At 41.4% G+C, this 17,782-nt stretch carries 15 protein-coding genes; all 15 read left to right on the forward strand.

Going from position 1 to position 17,782, the window contains the following annotated elements:
• The first annotated feature begins 30 nt into the window (after window positions 1-30).
• The 15 genes from J2Z32_RS19860 to J2Z32_RS19930 all read left to right on the forward strand — a co-directional run bounded on the left by J2Z32_RS19860 (window position 31) and on the right by J2Z32_RS19930 (window position 17,772).
• Entirely contained in the window at window positions 31-303 is a 273-nt protein-coding gene (locus J2Z32_RS19860; RefSeq protein ID WP_210090942.1) for an HU family DNA-binding protein, read from the forward strand.
• Window positions 303-581: an RNA-binding S4 domain-containing protein gene (locus tag J2Z32_RS19865; RefSeq protein ID WP_210090943.1), complete on the forward strand. Its 279-nt coding sequence runs from the start codon at window positions 303-305 to the stop codon at window positions 579-581. The genes J2Z32_RS19860 and J2Z32_RS19865 overlap by 1 nt, the downstream gene beginning before the upstream one ends.
• A gap of 172 nt (window positions 582-753) precedes the next feature.
• Window positions 754-1,035, forward strand: coding sequence for a sporulation protein YabP (gene yabP, locus J2Z32_RS19870; RefSeq protein WP_210090944.1), 282 nt, complete (start codon window positions 754-756; stop codon window positions 1,033-1,035).
• An 8-nt stretch (window positions 1,036-1,043) separates the two neighbouring features.
• Window positions 1,044-1,613, forward strand: coding sequence for a spore cortex biosynthesis protein YabQ (yabQ, locus tag J2Z32_RS19875; RefSeq protein WP_210090945.1), 570 nt, complete (start codon window positions 1,044-1,046; stop codon window positions 1,611-1,613).
• 20 nt (window positions 1,614-1,633) lie between these two features.
• Entirely contained in the window at window positions 1,634-1,987 is a 354-nt protein-coding gene (locus tag J2Z32_RS19880; protein WP_210090946.1) for an FtsB family cell division protein, read from the forward strand.
• A 119-nt stretch (window positions 1,988-2,106) separates the two neighbouring features.
• On the forward strand, window positions 2,107-2,601 hold the full coding sequence (locus J2Z32_RS19885; RefSeq protein ID WP_210090947.1) for a S1 domain-containing RNA-binding protein: 495 nt from the start codon (window positions 2,107-2,109) through the stop codon (window positions 2,599-2,601).
• A gap of 566 nt (window positions 2,602-3,167) precedes the next feature.
• Window positions 3,168-5,675: a stage II sporulation protein E gene (gene spoIIE, locus J2Z32_RS19890; protein WP_210090948.1), complete on the forward strand. Its 2,508-nt coding sequence runs from the start codon at window positions 3,168-3,170 to the stop codon at window positions 5,673-5,675.
• Window positions 5,676-5,965: 290 nt separating this feature from the next.
• A complete protein-coding gene (locus tag J2Z32_RS19895) occupies window positions 5,966-7,357 on the forward strand; it encodes an extracellular solute-binding protein (RefSeq protein ID WP_245251649.1) in 1,392 nt (463 codons plus the stop codon).
• Window positions 7,358-7,450: 93 nt separating this feature from the next.
• A complete protein-coding gene (locus tag J2Z32_RS19900; RefSeq protein WP_210090979.1) occupies window positions 7,451-10,330 on the forward strand; it encodes an extracellular solute-binding protein in 2,880 nt (959 codons plus the stop codon).
• 51 nt (window positions 10,331-10,381) lie between these two features.
• Window positions 10,382-11,317, forward strand: a complete 936-nt coding sequence (locus J2Z32_RS19905) for a carbohydrate ABC transporter permease (RefSeq protein WP_210090980.1) — start codon at window positions 10,382-10,384, stop codon at window positions 11,315-11,317.
• 3 nt (window positions 11,318-11,320) lie between these two features.
• Window positions 11,321-12,184: a carbohydrate ABC transporter permease gene (locus tag J2Z32_RS19910; protein ID WP_210090950.1), complete on the forward strand. Its 864-nt coding sequence runs from the start codon at window positions 11,321-11,323 to the stop codon at window positions 12,182-12,184.
• Between the two features lie 18 nt (window positions 12,185-12,202).
• The gene (locus J2Z32_RS19915) at window positions 12,203-13,642 is read left to right on the forward strand and encodes a tetratricopeptide repeat protein (protein WP_210090951.1); all 1,440 of its coding nucleotides are present in this window, start codon (window positions 12,203-12,205) and stop codon (window positions 13,640-13,642) included.
• Entirely contained in the window at window positions 13,629-14,252 is a 624-nt protein-coding gene (locus J2Z32_RS19920; RefSeq protein ID WP_210090952.1) for a Yip1 family protein, read from the forward strand. The genes J2Z32_RS19915 and J2Z32_RS19920 overlap by 14 nt, the downstream gene beginning before the upstream one ends.
• 23 nt (window positions 14,253-14,275) lie before the next feature.
• On the forward strand, window positions 14,276-16,876 hold the full coding sequence (locus tag J2Z32_RS19925) for a DUF5696 domain-containing protein (protein ID WP_210090953.1): 2,601 nt from the start codon (window positions 14,276-14,278) through the stop codon (window positions 16,874-16,876).
• Window positions 16,873-17,772 (forward strand): carbohydrate ABC transporter permease, encoded by a 900-nt coding sequence (locus J2Z32_RS19930; protein ID WP_210090954.1) that lies wholly within the window; start codon window positions 16,873-16,875, stop codon window positions 17,770-17,772. The genes J2Z32_RS19925 and J2Z32_RS19930 overlap by 4 nt, the downstream gene beginning before the upstream one ends.
• Window positions 17,773-17,782: the final 10 nt, after the last annotated feature.

Below are 17,782 nucleotides of genomic sequence, written 5' to 3' on the forward strand. Positions count from 1 at the left end.
TTATTTTTAATTATTTAGGAGGCATTAATTATGAACAAGACAGATCTAATTAACAACATTTCCAGCAAAAGTGGATTGACAAAAAAAGACGTTGAGTCTGTATTAAATGGTTTTTTGGGTGAAATTACTGAAGCATTAGCAGGTGGAGATAAAGTACAATTGATTGGCTTTGGTACATTTGAAACTCGCAAACGTGCTGGTCGTACAGGCCGTAACCCACAAACAGGTAAAACAATTGAAATTCCTGCATCTAACGTTCCCGCATTTAAAGCAGGCAACAAGCTAAAAGAAGCGGTAAAATAATGAGATTAGACAAGTTCCTCAAAGTCTCAAGACTAATTAAGCGGCGTACTGTGGCTAAGGATATCTCACAACAAGGGAGAGTCCTTATCAATGGACGCGAATCCAAGCCAAGTACGGTGGTTAAGGTTGGGGACGAGCTAACTGTACAGTTTGGACAAAAGCTGGTTACAGTCCGCGTGGAACGTTTAGCGGATAATGTCCGCAAAGAAGAGGCCGCTACGATGTATACTTTAGTGAAGGAAGAACCTATAGCTAAAGATAACGTCCTCGATTTTTAATGATTGCAGGTTGATGCTACGCACTCCATTATTGGAGTGCGTTTTTTTGTATTCAGAAGTTTTTTTGGTATTCGTTTTTTTATATCAGTAGGATAGAAGTTTTTCTTCCGTATTCATGTTCTAAATGGACAAAGTACCCCATAAGCTATCTGTAAGAAGGGGGGTACATGCTATGGTTGAACAAAATAAAGGAAAACGTCAGGAATTACATTTATTACATCGCAAGCTACTTGAGCTTAGTGGCGTAATAAATGTCGAAAGTTTTGATAATGAAGAATTTTTGCTGCAGACGGAGTTGGGACATTTAACGATTAAAGGACAAAATTTGCATATTAAAAACTTAGACCTGGAGCAGGGCTTAGTAAGTATTGAGGGTTTAGTCCACTCGCTCTCATATATAGATCCTGGTTCAAAGTCATCTAGTAAAGGGTGGCTTGGCAAGTTACTCCGATGAATTTACATATGCAGTGGATAACTTTATTGTGGATGATGTTTTCCGGTGCATTAATGGGGGTAATTTATGATAGCTATCGAATTGTGTCAGGCAGGCTACAGGTAGCCAATATCATTAATCATATGCTTGATGTCGTTTATTGGATTGCTGCAGCATTATTTGTCTTTCATAATTTATATCACAGCAACTTTGGCGAGCTTCGCTTCTACGTATTTTTGGGGCTTTTTATAGGTGTATGGATCTATTTTTTATTTCTTAGTTTTATCACAGAAAAAATTGTGGTAACCTTAATAAAGGTGACTTCATATATTTATAACTTAATTCTAAAAATATTTAGCATTGTGATCATAACACCATTAGTTGGTTTATTTAAAGTTTTAAGGGTGCTGTTATTATGGCTGTGGACTGTAGTTGTAAACATTGCAAAAATAATAAGTAAAATAACAGTGATTCCACTTTGGAAGCTTTTTGCGTGGGCAACAAAGCCATTATGGAGACATTTCTTTGTTCCTAAATGGGTAAACAGCATATGGAATAAAATTGTAACAATATGGACTAAACTTTTTCCTAATAATTGATGATGTATGGAGGTGTCTTGATGGGCTCGGTCAGATCAATTAAAAAAAATCAAAAAAACCAGCCTAACACTCCAGCCAATGCTGCTGGCGCACGTAGACGGCTTAAAATTTGGGTGACATGTATAGTTTTATTTCTAGCTTGGGCAGGTTATACTTATTATGTACAAGCAGAGGAGATTTCTGGAAAATCTCAACAGCTTAGTGAAACAAAGGCTTCTTTAGACGAAACTCAGCAGAAGCTGGAGCAATTGAAATATGAGATTAGTCGCTTACAGGATCCAGAGTATATTGGGCAAATTGCGATGAAAAAATACGGTTTATATAAGCCTGGTGAACTTCCTGTGCGTATACCTAGTAACGAATCACAAAAATGATTAACCTTAGGGGATATACGTCTGTTGACCTTATTTCATTCATTGAGTTATAATCAAATCACCGCAGTCAAGACTTTAAGGCCTGGCTGTATATTTTCAAGGGAGGATCATTTTATTTTATGGCAATAGAAGTGGGCACCAAGTTAGAAGGAAAAGTGACAGGCATCACGCATTTCGGAGCATTTGTGGATCTGTCAGGAGGTGTCACGGGTCTTGTTCATATCTCGGAGATCGCCGATAACTATGTGAAAGACGTCAATGATCATCTGAAGATAGGCGATGCAGTTACCGTGAAGGTAATTAATGTCGATAAGGACGGCAAGATCGGACTTTCCATTAAACAGGCCGTAGACAAACCGGTAGAAGCTGTTAGACCACCTCGTGCACCAAGACCAGACCGTCCATTTAACGGAGGCGGTCGTGAAGGAGAGCGTTCTGGTGGGGGCGGCGGATTTAATCGTGACCGTGGTGGACGTTCATTTAAACCACCCGCAACAAAGGCAACCTTTGAAGATAAGGTTTCTCGTTTCCTTAAGGATAGCGAAGAGCGTATATCTTCTTTGAAGAAAAATACGGAAGGCAAACGTGGAGGACGCGGAGCTAAACGTATGTAATCTAACTTTATAAATCAGACGTACCGTAGGTAGTGTTATTGCCTACGGTTTTTTGTGTTTTAAATATAATTGTGGTTGACAAGGCTAGAGATGGAAGCTACAAAACAGAGGGTTCTTCCGATCATTGTTAAAACCAGATTTCTTTTATTGATAACTTTATTGTTGAAGTCTGGATTTTAAAGATGAACGTTCCACTTCTCCAGAATCCCTCTGTTCCTCCGCTAGAGTTAGTGGCTTGTCTACCACAATTTAAATATAAACCCCAAAAGAAATTAAATATTTTTTTGTCGTCTTCCTGCTTTTGACGACAGGTTATTACGCGTTTTTAGCTATTTGAGCTTGTAATGAAGCGGTATAGAGCTAAAATTATTTTTTTAGTAAGCGAACGTATGCACGTAGTAGCCCGTTTGAGCATAGAGTAGGCTTACATTCGTGTTTTCTTTTAGGTTAGGCTCAATTTGTCGTAAATTTCTTTAATGTTACCTCCTGCATTTGACAAACTTTCTGAAGTCATCCACCTATAATGGGACATACCTTACTAAAAACCAAAAGAGGTGGAGCTAAAAATGATGGAAAAGTGGAATGCCATTACATTTCCAAGCTTTAAACGGAATAAAGCAAAACGCTCAGACGTACAAAAAAGGCAAAACAATAGTTTGCCCGCGTTCGATAAATTCAAAAAAATCGTCTCAATCAACAAGTGGAACGCGATTTTAATGTTTATGGGTTTTCTGTTAGGTAAAGCAACCATCTTAGGCGAGTTATCACCATTTGCGGCCGCTTTTTTTGCAGTTATCGTATTTATGAGGAGGGATATGACATTCCTAACCGGCGTGTCCATTATAGCTGGTGCATTAATGATACCCGGTTCTACGATACATGCGTTGTCGATTACAGCGGAGCTGCTCATTTTTTATTTTATTCTTAAAGGCGTAGAGTCCTTTGACCGATCGGATATTTCATATGCACCGCTGATGGTGTTTACGTCTACCTTTTTTGTAGGGCTATTTGAAGGGGTTATTGGTTCATCAATGACATGGTATAGCTTAACGATGATGACGATGGATGCCATTTTAAGCTTTGTACTTACATTAGTTTTCATGCAGGCGATCCCCGTATTATCCAACCATAAGAAGCATTACCAGTTAAAGCATGAAGAAATATTATGTCTCGTCATTTTACTTGCTTCTGTGATGACTGGTTCTGTGGGATGGGAAATTTCAGGCTTGTCTGTAGAACATATATTATCTCGTTATTTGATTTTAGTATTTGCGTTAGTGGGAGGAGCGCCCTTAGGTGCCTCAGTTGGCGTCATTACTGGCTTAATCTTGAGCCTAGCAGATACCTCTGCATTATATCAAATGAGCTTGCTAGCCTTTGCAGGCATGTTAGCAGGGATGGTTCGTGAAGGGAAGAAATGGGCGGTTGGCTTTGGCATGTTATTAGGCTCATCGATCTTATCGGTATATTTACCTGGACAAGCTGACATTATGTTGTCGACATGGGAAAGCTGTATCGCCGTTGCCGTCTTCCTGCTGACACCCGCAAGTATGATTAGTATGATTTCTAAATATGTACCTGGAACAAAGGATTATACGGAGTCTCAATATGAATATGCGAGAAGGGTACGTGATATTACTGCGGAGCGAGTGAATCAATTTTCAGAGGTGTTTAAGCAGCTATCTAAAAGCTTTGGGGTCATGTCCACATCTGGCGAAATGGCGAAGCGGGATCAGGATATGGATCATTTTATGAATGCAGTGACTGAAGGGGCTTGCGCGGCCTGCCACAAACGTCACAATTGCTGGGATCAAAAATTTTATCAAACCTATAAGTACATGACAGATATGATGACGGCGGTAGAGGAAGATCCTCAAATGTCAGAGAAGGAAATCCCTATTGGGTGGCGCCGTATATGTGCGAAAAGTGATCAGGTGCTTGGTCTTATGAAATCACAATATGATATGTTCCAGCATGACATGCATTGGAAGCGGCAAATTTATGATAGTAGGCAGCTAGTAGCGGAGCAATTGTCTGGTGTTTCACAGGTAATGGAGGATTTAGCCAAGGAAATTAAACGTGAAGGACAAGCTTTATTTAAGCAGGAGGAGCAAATTAGAGAGGCGTTAGAGAAAATGGGCTTATCCATCCATAACATAGACATTATTAATCTTGACCATGGTAGCGTAGAAATTGAGATGATTCATGCGTACACTCGTGGTTATGACGAATGCCGCAAAATTATAGCACCTTTACTATCAGACATTTTAGGCGAGCATATTGCAGTCGTGCAGGAGACGCCATTAGGGGGGAAGGAAGGGTTAGCGATTGTTACTTTGAAATCAGCCAAGCTATTTGAGGTCCATACCGGAATGGCAGGTACAGCTAAAGGGGGCGACTTATTATCTGGGGATAGCTATAGCGCGATGGAAATTGGCAACGGCACGTATGCTGTAGCAATTAGTGATGGGATGGGCAATGGGGAACGAGCTCGAATTGAGAGCAGTACAGCCCTTACGATTCTAGAGCAGCTCCTTCAGTCTGGTATGGATGAGACACTTGCGATTAAATCTGTGAACTCTATTTTAATGCTACGCTCTCCCGATGAAGTATATGCTACGGTGGATATGGCATTAATTGATCAATACTCAGCTCGGACTACATTTATGAAAATTGGTTCTTCACCAAGCTTTATTAAGAGAGGGAATGAAGTTATTCCGATCTCGGCAAGTAATTTACCGATTGGTATTATTCAAGATATAGAAATTGATCTTGTTACTGTTCAGCTTCTTCCAGGGGATACGCTCATTATGATGACAGATGGCATTTATGATGCACCAGGTCACGCCGTAAATAAAGAGATGTGGATCAAACGCTTAATTCAGCAAGTACAGGATGATGACCCACAGGTGATGGCAGATTGCCTCTTAGAGTCCGTTATTCGCTATCAGAGTAATGTGATCCATGATGATATGACGGTGGTGATTGCAAGGGTAGATCATACAAGACCACAGTGGTCTACGGTTCATATTCACGGTGTATCCTCTGTAGAACGTCCAAGATCAGTAAGTTAACTTGATGTATTTTCTGATTGCTTTTATGAACATAAGGCCTCCAACCGTTTGGGCGGGATTGGCGGCTTTTTTTATTGACCAAAAAGGGAAATTAAGGATATAATGAAATGGGTTTCATGAAAACCCTTGCATTAAAATATACTAGTTATACCAATGCTTTTTTTGAAGACAATTTTATGACAATCTAAGTTAGGGGGAGGGCCATCTAGGGCATATTAGCGTATTCCGTTAAAAAGCTTGAGTCGGATTTCTAACTAAACTTTAGGGGAGCGTGCTTAACAGTGAAAGAGATGAAAAAAAGGAAATCGAATTTACTTGTTATGTTTTTGGCTTTAATCACTATCCTATCTGCTTGTAGTGGTGGAAATGGTACACAAGAAGGGACACCAAAACCAGCAAATAAGAGTGAAAACAAAGAAGTATCCGCACCTGTAGAGACTGAAAAGGAAGAAAAATATGATTTGGGTGGACGTGAAATTTTAATTTCTCACTGGTGGGATGCAACGCCAAAGGGTGACTCTGAAGCCGATGAGTTAGCACGTGAGCGTATTAAAAAAGTTGAAGAAAAATACAAGGTAAAAATTAAATATATTGAAACTGAATATTGGTCCACTTCTGAGAAGTTGTCCTCCTCTGTGTTAGCAAACGAGCCTTTTGCAGATATTGTTCGTCTGCCCGATGGCTTTATTTGGGGACTTATGCAAGGCGGCTTCCTGACGCCACTCGATGATTATCTTAAAGATACACGTATTGCATCCGATGTTTTGAAAGCGCTATCTTTTGGTGGAGATAAAATTTATGGTCTGGAAGGTTGGTATAACGCTAACGATTCAGGCATGTTTTTTAACAAACGTATTTTTAAAGAAGCAGGTCTGAAGGATCCACAGCAATTAATGGATGAAGATAACTGGAATTGGAATAGCATGCTAGATGCGGCTAAGAAGCTAACAAAAGGCACAAAAAGTGATGGCAAATCAGGCCAATACGGTCTGGCGGGAGCTCATTATGTATGGTCAGACATGTTGATTGCTAGCAATGGTGGCCAAATCTATGATGAGGCAAACAAAAAGGTGATGTTTGATTCACCTAAATCGATGGAAGCGCTTAACTTCCTATACAGTCTTTATAACGAACATAAGGTCATTAAGCCAAATGAAGGGAACGATTGGGAGGACCCTGCCAAATATTTTGCAGAAGGTAAAATTGCGATGTATCCAGGAGGGCTATGGGAAATCGAAGGACGTATTCTTGATAAGATGAAGGATGAGTGGGGTTACGTATATATGCCAAAAGGTCCTGCGGCGACAAGCTATTACGATCAGGTGAGTCAAACGGCAGTTTATGTGATTCCTAAAGGGGTAAAGGATGCAGATGTAATTGTGAAAATGTGGGAGGATTTGCAAGACTTCGACCGTTGGTCAGAAAACCGCAGGCTTTGGTTGGAAAATGTCCTTCCTGATGAAGCCTCCATTGCAAATGCGATGAACGATAATGGGAAGGTTCAACGTGTGTTTGGTGGACGTTTTGGTGGACTTGGCGTAAAGGAAAAGCTGGATACGATCACTGAAAAGTTCGTGAAAGGTGCAGTAACGCCTTCTACTGGTGTTGCCCAAATTGTTGGACCTGCACAAGCAGCAGCTGAAAAAGTATTACGTGGGGAAGTAGAGCAGGAAAAAAAATAACGAAATAATACTACGTCCATTATCATCACTAGCTAGTCAGTTAAAGGGGGAAAATGGGTGAAACTTACATTATCAAAAGTGACGGTCACCTGTATGCTTCTTATCACTGCAATCTTAATAATCATGCTTTTCCCTATTTCTCGTTCAGGAGCAAAATATACTCACGCCAACGTAAGCTTAACCTCTGATGCGGTAAATTCAGAGCAGACTTTAGCTTCCGCTGATGAAAACAGCTATGACCATTATTTGAGGAAGCATAAAAATGAGCCACACCCAACTGATGAAATCGTCATACAGGGAGCTAACTACATTGTCACCAAGGACATGAATCCTCAATTGATTACTGAGCTTGGAGGGGAAGCTGGTAAGTTCCTTCGTACGGAGGAGCATGGTTCTGTAACGTGGGAGCTCAATGTTCCGCAATCAGGGCTGTATCATATGACACTCCGATACTTTCCGATTGAGGGGAAAAGCTCTGCAATCGAGCGAGAATTGCTTATTGATGGTCAAACTCCATTTAGCAGTGCACGTAATCTAAGCTTTCATCGCGTCTGGGCTAACGAAAAAGACGAGATCGAGCAAGATAGTCGCGGTAATGATTTACGCCCACGTCAAGTGGAGTCACCGAGGTGGCAGGAGGCGGTATTTAGAGATACAGAGGGATATTATGAGGAGCCGTATCAGTTTTATTTTTCAGCAGGACAGCATACGGTGACCCTTTTATCAACGAGGGAACCGATGGTGATTGATTCAATAAAACTACATCACTATAAATCGCCTCCTGCCTACGTGGAGGTAGCTAAGGAATATGAGATTAAGGGATACAAGGAGACAACAGGTCATTTTATTAAAGTTCAAGGTGAAGATGCTGTGTATAAATCATCTCCAACGTTGTATCCCATAACAGATCGGTCCAGTCCCTCCACAGAGCCTTATGATGTTTCTAAAATTGTCATGAATACGATTGGAGGCAACAATTGGCGAGTACCTGGTCAGTGGATCGCATGGGAGATGGAAGTTCCCGAGGATGGTTTATACAAAATTGCAATTAAGAGCAGACAGGAATTGCTGCGAGGTATTTATTCCACGCGATCCCTACAAATTGATGGAGAGGCCCCATTTAAGGAAATGCTGCAAATTCCATTTTTTTATAACTCCGATTGGCAGATGAATGTGCTAGGTACGAATGAGGAGCCATACCTTTTTTATTTGACTAAGGGGAAGCATGAATTAAAGCTTGAGGTGAGTCTGGGCGCAATCGCTCCGCTGATCCGTCAGGTGGAAAATAGCGTGCTAGAGATCAATGCAATGTATCGGAAAATATTGATGATTACAGGAAATGTACCTGATCCTTATCGTGATTATCAATTAGATAAACAAATTCCTGACATGACGAAGGTATTTAAGGAGCAAAGTGATGTTTTATATGCAGTATCTGAAGCACTGATTACATTGACGGGAGAAAAAAGTGATAAGACAGCTATTTTAAATAAAACCGCCTATCAATTAGCGGATCTAGCAGAGAAACCAGATACGGTGCAAAAACGACTTTCTCAATTCAAAATTAACGTCGGTAGTGTGGGCTCATGGATTCTAGAGGTGCGCGAGCAACCTCTTGAAATTGATTATTTAGCGCTAGCATCACCAGATATCGATTTACCTGCTGCCAATGCTTCTGGACTTAAAAAGGCTGGACATGAAATTTCCTCCTTTCTTCATTCTTTTTTTGAAGACTACAACACCATTGGCACTACGACAGCCGCAGATCAAACGATAGATGTGTGGATTGGAACCGGTCGAGATCAGGCACAGGTGCTGAAAGCAATGATTGACGATACGTTTACACCGCTAACTGGCATTAGCGTTAATTTAAAGCTGGTGAACGCCGATGTTTTGCTACGTGCCTCATTAGCTGGAGAAGGACCTGATGTAGCAATGCAAGTGGGCAATGATGTTCCCGTTAACTTTGGGATGCGGAACGCGGCTGAGGATTTGTCGAAGTACCCTGGTTATGAGGAAGTCATTAAACAATTTAGGGACAGTGCATTAGTGCCTTATCGTTATAGTAATCAAGTTTTTGCACTACCAGAGCAGCAAATTTTTAATATGCTTTTTTACCGCAAGGATATTTTGGAGCAGCTTAATGTAAAGCCGCCACAGACATGGGAAGATGTGTATGCGCTAATTCCAGTGCTACAGAAGCATAATATGGATTTTGCATTCCCACTGGCTCAGACTACAGGGGTTCCTGTGCTTGAGGTCAATCGCGCCTATGCCATGCTGTTATATCAAATGGATGGCTCATTTTATTTAAATGAGGGCGCAAAAAGTGGGCTAGACACAGAAACGGGGTTAGCGGCATTTAAGTCTTGGACCAACTTTTATACGAGCTACAAGTTGCCCCTTATTTTTGACTTTCCAATGCGCTTTAGAACAGGTGAAATGCCAGTAGGCATTCAAGATTACACGTTTTATAACTACTTATCCGTATCTGCCCCAGAGATCAAAGGATTATGGGAATTCGTACCTGTACCTGGCTTCAAGCAAGCAGATGGCACCATACGTAGAGACGTAGCGAGTGGTGGAACGGCAACGGTGATGCTAAAGCAGGCGAAAAATAAGGATGCGGCTTGGAAGTTTATGAAATGGTGGGTCAGCAAGGATGCACAGGTTCGTTTTGGACGTGAGATGGAGGGCTTGATGGGAGCGGCATCACGTTATCCAACGGCAAATTTGAAAGCGCTTCAAGAATTGCCTTGGCCAACACGTGACTACCGCAGACTCGAAGAACAATGGGAATGGGTAAAGGGAATCCCAGAGGTGCCAGGTGGGTACTTTACAGGACGACATTTAGATAATGCGTTACGTGAAGTAGTGAATAACGGGACCAACTCGACGGATGCTCTATACGATTATGTGCAAGAAATTGATTATGAAATCGAGCAGAAACGAAAAGAGTTTAATTTGGACTGAAGGCACTAGGGAGGGACTCCTTTGCAAAAAGTTAAAATTGTAGCTGAACCGATGAGCCGGCCCCAGAAATCGCCCGCAGGCTTGCCTAAAAAGTGGAACCTATTTGTTAAAGACGTAAAGCGGGATAAGCATCTGTATGTGCTGCTAACTCCTTATATGTTGTTGTTTGGCGTATTCACTGTTTTACCTATCTTGGTCTCGATTTTTTTCAGCTTTACGAGTTTTAATATGCTGGAGTTTCCACGTTGGGTCGGTTGGGAAAATTATTCTAAACTGCTTTGGAATGATGATGTTTTTCTAATCGGGGTCAAAAATACGATCATTTTTTCCGTCATTACTGGCCCTGTCAGTTATATCTCCTGTTTTGTGTTTGCTTGGCTCATTAATGAGCTGAATCCAAAGGTCAGAGCGTTTATGACGCTAGTATTTTTTGCCCCGTCTATTTCGGGAAACGTATTTTTTATTTGGCAAATTATTTTTTCTGGTGATTCCTACGGAATTATGAATGGCTTTTTAATGAAAATAGGACTGATTTATGAGCCGATTTTATGGCTGCAAGACCCTAAATATATGCTTGGCATCATTATGCTCGTTCAGTTATGGCTTAGCTTAGGCACTAGCTTTCTTGCCTTTATCGCAGGCTTGCAGACGGTGGATCGTACCTTGTATGAAGCAGGCGCGATGGATGGGGTGAAAAACCGCTGGCAGGAGCTATGGTATATTACATTACCGTCTATGAAACCCCAATTAATGTTTGGTGCGGTTATTCAGATTACATCCTCACTAGCTGTAGCAGATGTAGCGACGGCATTAGCTGGTTTCCCAAGCGTTCAGTATGGTGCACACACGATCGTAACTCACTTAATGGATTACGGAACGATTCGCTTTGAAATGGGCTACGCTTCAGCGATTGCGACTGTGTTATTCATCCTCATGTTAGGCTCCAACTTGATTGTACAAAAGCTGTTGAAGAGAGTGGGGGAATAGCAGATGAAGCTGAACGTACATCTCAAGCGGAAAATTAACCGTTCGTGGCAGGTTGACCTTTTGCTGTTCCTGTTACTTGGCGCCTTTGGTGCTTTTATGGCGATTCCACTCATTTATGTTGTAAATAACGCATTTAAGCCTTTGGATGAGTTGTTTGTGTTTCCACCAACGTTATTTGTTCGCAACCCGACGTTTAAAAATTTTGGCGACCTGTTTCAGGTGATGAAAAATTCATGGGTTCCTTTTTCCAGATATATTTTTAACACGGTATTTATTACGGCGATTGGAACCTTTGGACATATTTTATTTGCTTCCGCAGCCGCTTATCCACTAGCAAAGCATAAGTTCCGCGGACATAAGGTGTTGTTTTCGATTATTGTGTTGGCGTTAATGTTTTCGCCACATGTTACAGCAATTCCTAACTATATGATTGTATCTGCATTAGGCTGGATGGATTCTTATAAGGCAGTGATTATTCCAGTCTTTGCTTATCCACTTGGACTGTACCTGATGAAGCAGTTTATGGAGCAAATCCCAGATGCCTTGCTTGAGGCGGCAAAAATCGATGGGGCAAGTGAATATCGCATTTTTTTCAAAGTGGTGATGCCACTTGTGAAACCCGCATGGCTCACCCTACTCATTTTAATGATGCAAATGTTATGGGGGACAGATGGTGGTAGCTTTATTTACAGTGAGCAGCTCAAGACGATGCATTATGCGATGAGCCAGATTGTAGCGGGCGGGATTGCTCGGGCAGGTGTAGGTTCCGCCGTTGCGGTCATTATGATGACGGTGCCAATTGTCACCTTCCTGTTATCGCAGAGTAACGTGATTCAAACGATGGCAACGTCTGGCATGAAGGATTAAAGCGAGGAGGCGTTAGGTTTGAAAGCAAAAGTATTACTACTGATCCTGTCCGCTTTCTTGCTGCTTGCTGGATTAAGCACACAATTGGCTCAGGCGGCGCCATACGAGGGATATACCTACAACTATTGGGGCGAGTCAGTGAAATCGCCAGTTGCTTATCTTCCTTCTAGAGCGATTACAGGTGACGATGCAGGGACGGGCGCATGGCAATCCCCAACAGACCTATTTGTATCAGCCGATGGCTTAATTTATGTTCTGGATTCTGGCAATGGCCGTATTGTCATTTTAAATAAGCAGTGGGAAACGGTTCGTGAGATTAAGAGCTTTATAAATGAAGGTAAAGACGATGGGTTTAACAAACCTGAAGGGTTATTTGTCACAACAGCAGGGCAGATTTATGTGGCGGATACCGAAAATAGGCGGGTTATTGAATTAAATCAGGATGGTAGCTTTGTTCGGGAAATTGGTGCGCCTAAGGCGGATGTTATTAGCACTACCTTTGAATATTTTCCGAGAAAGGTGATTGTGGATAAGGCAGGTCGCATTTATGTCGTGGGAAGAGGTGTCTATGAGGGCTTAATCGAGTTTGACAGTGACGGAAATTTTACAGGTTTTATGGGGACTAACCGCGTACAATTTGATCCTGTTGAGTTGTTTTGGAAATCGATAGCTACAAAGGCGCAACGAGAAAAGATGGCTCGTTTCATCCCACTAGAATTTAACAATGCAGATGTAGATGAGGATGGCTTTATTTATACAACGACCGCAGACAAAAAATCGCTGTCATTAGTGAAAAAGCTTAATCCATCTGGTGTGGATGTGTTGCGAGTGAATGGTGAGTTTGCCCCAATTGGAGATTTAACGAAAAATCGTTCCTCCTTTATTGACATTGATATTGCTGGCAACGGGGTATATCGAGCATTAGACTCTGTACGTGGACGTGTATTCACCTATAACGAAGATGGAAATTTGCTGTATGTCATAGGTCAGCTAGGAGATCAATTAGGTACGTTTCGTAATCCTGTAGCGATCGAAAGTCATGACGATGCCATTTATGTGCTGGATCGCGACCTAGGCTGGATTACAGAATTCAAAGCGACTCGATTTGGGCGTCTAGTGGGCGATGCGAACCGACTATACAGCTCAGGCAAGCATGATGAGGCGGCAAAACTGTGGAAGCAGGTGCTACAGCTTGATGCCAACTATGAAATGGCGTACGTGGGAATCGGCAAATCGATGCTTAGACAAGGGGAATACAAGGAAGCGATGACCTACTTAAAGCTAGGTAATGACCGGGAGTATTATTCCAAGGCATTAACGAAATATCGCCGAGAGTATATGCGTGAATATTTTGGTGTTTATATATCAGGAGCGATCGTATTACTAGTCTTACTCGTTGGAGGAAGACGGGTTGCTAGGTCAAGAAAAAAAGGGGGAGTTCAGGATGTCGTTTCTTAAAGATATCAAGTACTTGCTGCATGTCGCCAATCACCCCTTTGATGGATTTTGGGATTTAAAATACGAAAATAAAGGGAAGCTTCGCATCGCGATTTTCATGGTGTTCATTGTCACTGTAACGATGATTTTGAAGCGGCAATATGTAGGTTATGTTGTGAACTATAATTACCCGCTGTCTTTAAATAGCATTAATGAGCTAAAGTATATCGTTCTTCCTTTTTTGCTATGGTGTATTGCTAATTGGTCACTGACCACGCTGATGGATGGTGAAGGTAAATTCATCGAGATTGTCATTGCTACTGGATATGCGATGTTACCGCTTGTGCTGGTTAATATTCCAAACATTTTACTCAGCAATGTCATTACGCTACGTGAAGCTTCCTTCTATTATTTGCTGGATTCCTTTGCTTTAATATGGTTCCTCTGGCTCCTATTTATCGGGACAATGACCGTGCATCAATATACAGTAACTAAAACACTATCTACGATGTTGCTGACCTTGGTTGTAATGGGCATCATTATTTTTTTAAGCTTACTGTTCTTCAACCTGATTCAGCAGGTCATTAGCTTTATTTACACCATCTATGAGGAGCTATCGTTACGTGGATAGTCTAAGAAGGGAGGGACTACACCTTGAAGAAAAGGCTAATCATCTTTATAACTACAGTGATCATAAGTAGCTTACTTATTACCCAAAGTGTTAATTACGCCATGTCTAACTCAGAACTGACGGCATCTGAGCAGAAGTCTGAGATTGAACAGACATTATCACCATCAACAGAAGTAACACTGGCAGAAAAGACTGCTGAAAATGCTACAGCAACCGCGAACGTTATGCCTAAAAAGGCAGTATACATTAAAGGGATGGAGATTGTGGCTGAAAATGAAGCTTTAGTGCTATATCTTAATTCCACATCTACTGAAATTGCAGTTTTTGATAAAAATAGTGGTGTCATCTGGTATTCAAATCCGCAAGACCGCGCTCAGGATAATATCGCGACAGGCTACAATAAAGATAAGCTAAATGTGCAATTTGAGCTCACGTATTATGATCCTGCTGGCAATACACTGAAATATGATAACTACACCCATAGCGTCCAAAACCAACAGTTTGAAGTCAAGAAGGTAGACGGTGGTATGGACATTGTTTATACATTAGGCGAAGTCAAAAGTGATATTGATGCGATCCCCAAGTGGATTAGTGCCGAACGCTTCCAAAGTCTAATTCTCGATAAGCTTGACGATAAAGGCAAAAAGGAAATTTTGAAGCGATTTCGATTAGATGAGGACAGCCAACGTTATGAGCGAAGAGACTCATCCCTTAAAGGGGTTGGTTTGAGTAAGGTTACAGGTCTTTTTAAGGAAGTTGGGTATGATGAGGCGCAGATCGCAATCGATAAGGCGGCTTATGGAGAAAATCAGGGTGAGCTGTCAGACATTATAGTTCCCTTGCAATACCGCCTTGTAGGTAAGCAATTGAGGGTTACCGTTCCTGAAAAAGGGATTCAGTATTCTCAGGCGATGAAAATTCAAACCTTATCGTTATTGCCGTTTTTTGGGGCAAGTGGGGTTTCTGATCAAGGATATAGCCTTGTGCCAGACGGATCAGGTTCTCTCATTTATTTTAACAATGGTAAATCGAATGTGGCCCCTTATAATGCTACTTTGTATGGGATGGACAAAACCTTTTATAAGCCTATGAAAAATCAAAAGGATGAGGTAGCAAGACTCCCCGTCTTTGGTATGAAATATGAAAACCATGCTTTTTTAGGAATCATTGACAAGGGGGATGCAGTGGCTTCTGTTGAAGCGGATGTTAGTGGTAGGTTGAATCAATATAATACGGTATATCCAAGCTTTACTTTAAACAGTATAGAAGAGGTTACGCTCACCAATGGTTGGCGTTCTAGTACCGTCAAAAAGTTTCAGTCCCAGCCTTTCCATAGTGAAATTGCAGTGGCTTATCAATTTTTGGGAGCAGATCAAGCTAGCTACTCTGGAATGGCGGAAAGCTACCGCAACTATTTAGAAGAACAGCAGAAGCTCACAAGACTAGAGGCGAATAGCAAGCTCCCCTTTTATGTGGAGTTTATCGGTGGCATTCCTAAGAAAAAATTTTTTCTAGGTATCCCTTATCATGCTTATGAGTCGTTAACCACCTTTGAACAGGCACAAAAGATTCTGACAGAGATGCAGGGGCTTGGCATTGACGGCATTCAGCTTCGTTATACAGGGTGGTTTAATGGTGGCATTCACCATAACCTGCCCAACAGTGTTTCCGTTGATTCCAAGCTAGGAGGGAGAAAAGGCTTAAGTAAGCTAGAAACGTATGCAAAGGCAAATCACATTGGACTTTATCCTGACGTGTCCTTCTTGGAATCGTTCCCTGACGCAGAGGGCTTCAAGAAAGCTTACGCCTCACGTCTGATCACCAACAAGTTAGCCGCGGTGTATCCTTTTAGAATATCGACATTGTGGGAAAATGATGAGGTCAATCCCGGTTATGTGCTTAGTCCAAAGGTTATCCCGCAAATTATAAGTGGATTCCTTGAGGATTATCGAAGTTTAAATCTACCTAGCTTATCGCTGCGGGATTTAGGCAATGAGCTTAACTCTGATTTTAACCGAGAAGACGTCATTAATCGTGAAGAAGCCAAAGGCGTTGCTATAGATCAGCTTAAGCAAATGACTACAACAGCACCTAACCTTCTTATTGAAGGTGGAAATGCTTATGCTACCCCTTTTGCAAAACATATTGTAAATGCACCTATCAGTAATAGTCGCTTCAACATTACAGATGAAGCTATTCCTTTTTTTCAAATGGTGTATCACGGCTCAATTCAATACACCGGCGAAGCATGGAATTTAGGAGATGATCAAGATTCCTCAGTTACCTTTCTCAAGGCATTAGAAACGGGATCATCCTTGCACTACACTTGGTTTTACGCTGATCCTTCCGCAATTAAAATGACGGATTTTGACCATTTTTACTCCGCAGATTACCGGCGTTGGATTAATGAGGCCGCAGAGCTGTATCAGAAGCTCAATGATGTTGTTCAAGATGTGCAAGGTCAAGTCATTCAAAAGCATGAAAAATTGGCTGAGGGTGTATACCAAACTACCTTTGAACAGGGGAAAAGGATCATTGTAAATTATAACGATGCCGTAGTGAAGATGAATGGTGTGACCGTTGAGCCCAAGGGCTACTGGGTTGGAGGTGACATCAGACAATGAAAATCAAAAAGCTATCTCTTGAGCAAAAAAACAGATATTATGGTTTGTATTTCATTTTACCTTGGTTTATCGGCTTCTTATTTCTATTTCTAGCACCGCTAGTATCTTCCTTCCGCTATGGACTGAGCAAATTAAAGGTGACTGACGAAGGCTTTACGTTAAACTTTGTTGGCCTTGAAAACTATAAGGAAGCTTTATTTTCGCATGAATCGTATGTCAGAACCTTAACAGAATCCTTTGTAAATATAGTTGTAAACACACCGTTAATTATTATTTTTAGTCTGTTTTTCGCCGTCATTTTAAATCAAAAATTTCGAGGTCGGGTGTTAGCGAGAGCGATATTCTTCTTACCAGTAATTTTAGCCTCAGGCATTATTGCCAGCATTGAAAGTGGCGATCTAATGCAATCCGTCGTACGCAGCGCTAATGATTCAACAGGTGGCGGCTTGTCGCTTATGAAAAATTTACAATTAACCGCCTTATTGCTTGATTCGGGTATGAGCCCAGTGCTGGTACAGTATTTTACTAGTGCGGTGAGTCGAATTTATGAAATTGTTAGTCAGTCAGGTGTGCAAATATTGATCTTTTTAGCGGGATTACAATCTATTTCCCCTTCCTTGTATGAGGCAGCAAAAATTGAAGGCTCTACAGGTTACGAGGCGTTCTGGAAAATTACTTTTCCAATGATTAGTCCATTGATATTGACCAATTTAGTCTACACCATCATTGACAGCTTTATTAGTGATAAAACAAGTCGACTGGTTGTTGAAACCGCATTCAAAAGCTATAACTTTGGACTTAGTGCAGCTATGGCTTGGATTTATTTTGCTGTTATTGCCTTTGTATTATGGATAACCACCCTAATGGTGTCCCGAAAAGTATTTTATCAAGATTAGCGCTTTGGAG

The organism is Paenibacillus turicensis (genome assembly GCF_017873435.1).
Lineage (GTDB): Bacteria > Bacillota > Bacilli > Paenibacillales > Paenibacillaceae > Fontibacillus > Fontibacillus turicensis.

Coding starts and splice junctions, on each gene's coding strand:
- J2Z32_RS19860 (WP_210090942.1), top strand. CDS start 31: ATGAACAAGACAGATCTAATTAACAACATTTCCAGCAAAAGTGGATTG.
- J2Z32_RS19865 (WP_210090943.1), top strand. CDS start 303: ATGAGATTAGACAAGTTCCTCAAAGTCTCAAGACTAATTAAGCGGCGT.
- yabP (WP_210090944.1), top strand. CDS start 754: ATGGTTGAACAAAATAAAGGAAAACGTCAGGAATTACATTTATTACAT.
- yabQ (WP_210090945.1), top strand. CDS start 1,044: ATGCAGTGGATAACTTTATTGTGGATGATGTTTTCCGGTGCATTAATG.
- J2Z32_RS19880 (WP_210090946.1), top strand. CDS start 1,634: ATGGGCTCGGTCAGATCAATTAAAAAAAATCAAAAAAACCAGCCTAAC.
- J2Z32_RS19885 (WP_210090947.1), top strand. CDS start 2,107: ATGGCAATAGAAGTGGGCACCAAGTTAGAAGGAAAAGTGACAGGCATC.
- spoIIE (WP_210090948.1), top strand. CDS start 3,168: ATGATGGAAAAGTGGAATGCCATTACATTTCCAAGCTTTAAACGGAAT.
- J2Z32_RS19895 (WP_245251649.1), top strand. CDS start 5,966: ATGAAAAAAAGGAAATCGAATTTACTTGTTATGTTTTTGGCTTTAATC.
- J2Z32_RS19900 (WP_210090979.1), top strand. CDS start 7,451: ATGCTTCTTATCACTGCAATCTTAATAATCATGCTTTTCCCTATTTCT.
- J2Z32_RS19905 (WP_210090980.1), top strand. CDS start 10,382: ATGAGCCGGCCCCAGAAATCGCCCGCAGGCTTGCCTAAAAAGTGGAAC.
- J2Z32_RS19910 (WP_210090950.1), top strand. CDS start 11,321: ATGAAGCTGAACGTACATCTCAAGCGGAAAATTAACCGTTCGTGGCAG.
- J2Z32_RS19920 (WP_210090952.1), top strand. CDS start 13,629: ATGTCGTTTCTTAAAGATATCAAGTACTTGCTGCATGTCGCCAATCAC.
- J2Z32_RS19930 (WP_210090954.1), top strand. CDS start 16,873: ATGAAAATCAAAAAGCTATCTCTTGAGCAAAAAAACAGATATTATGGT.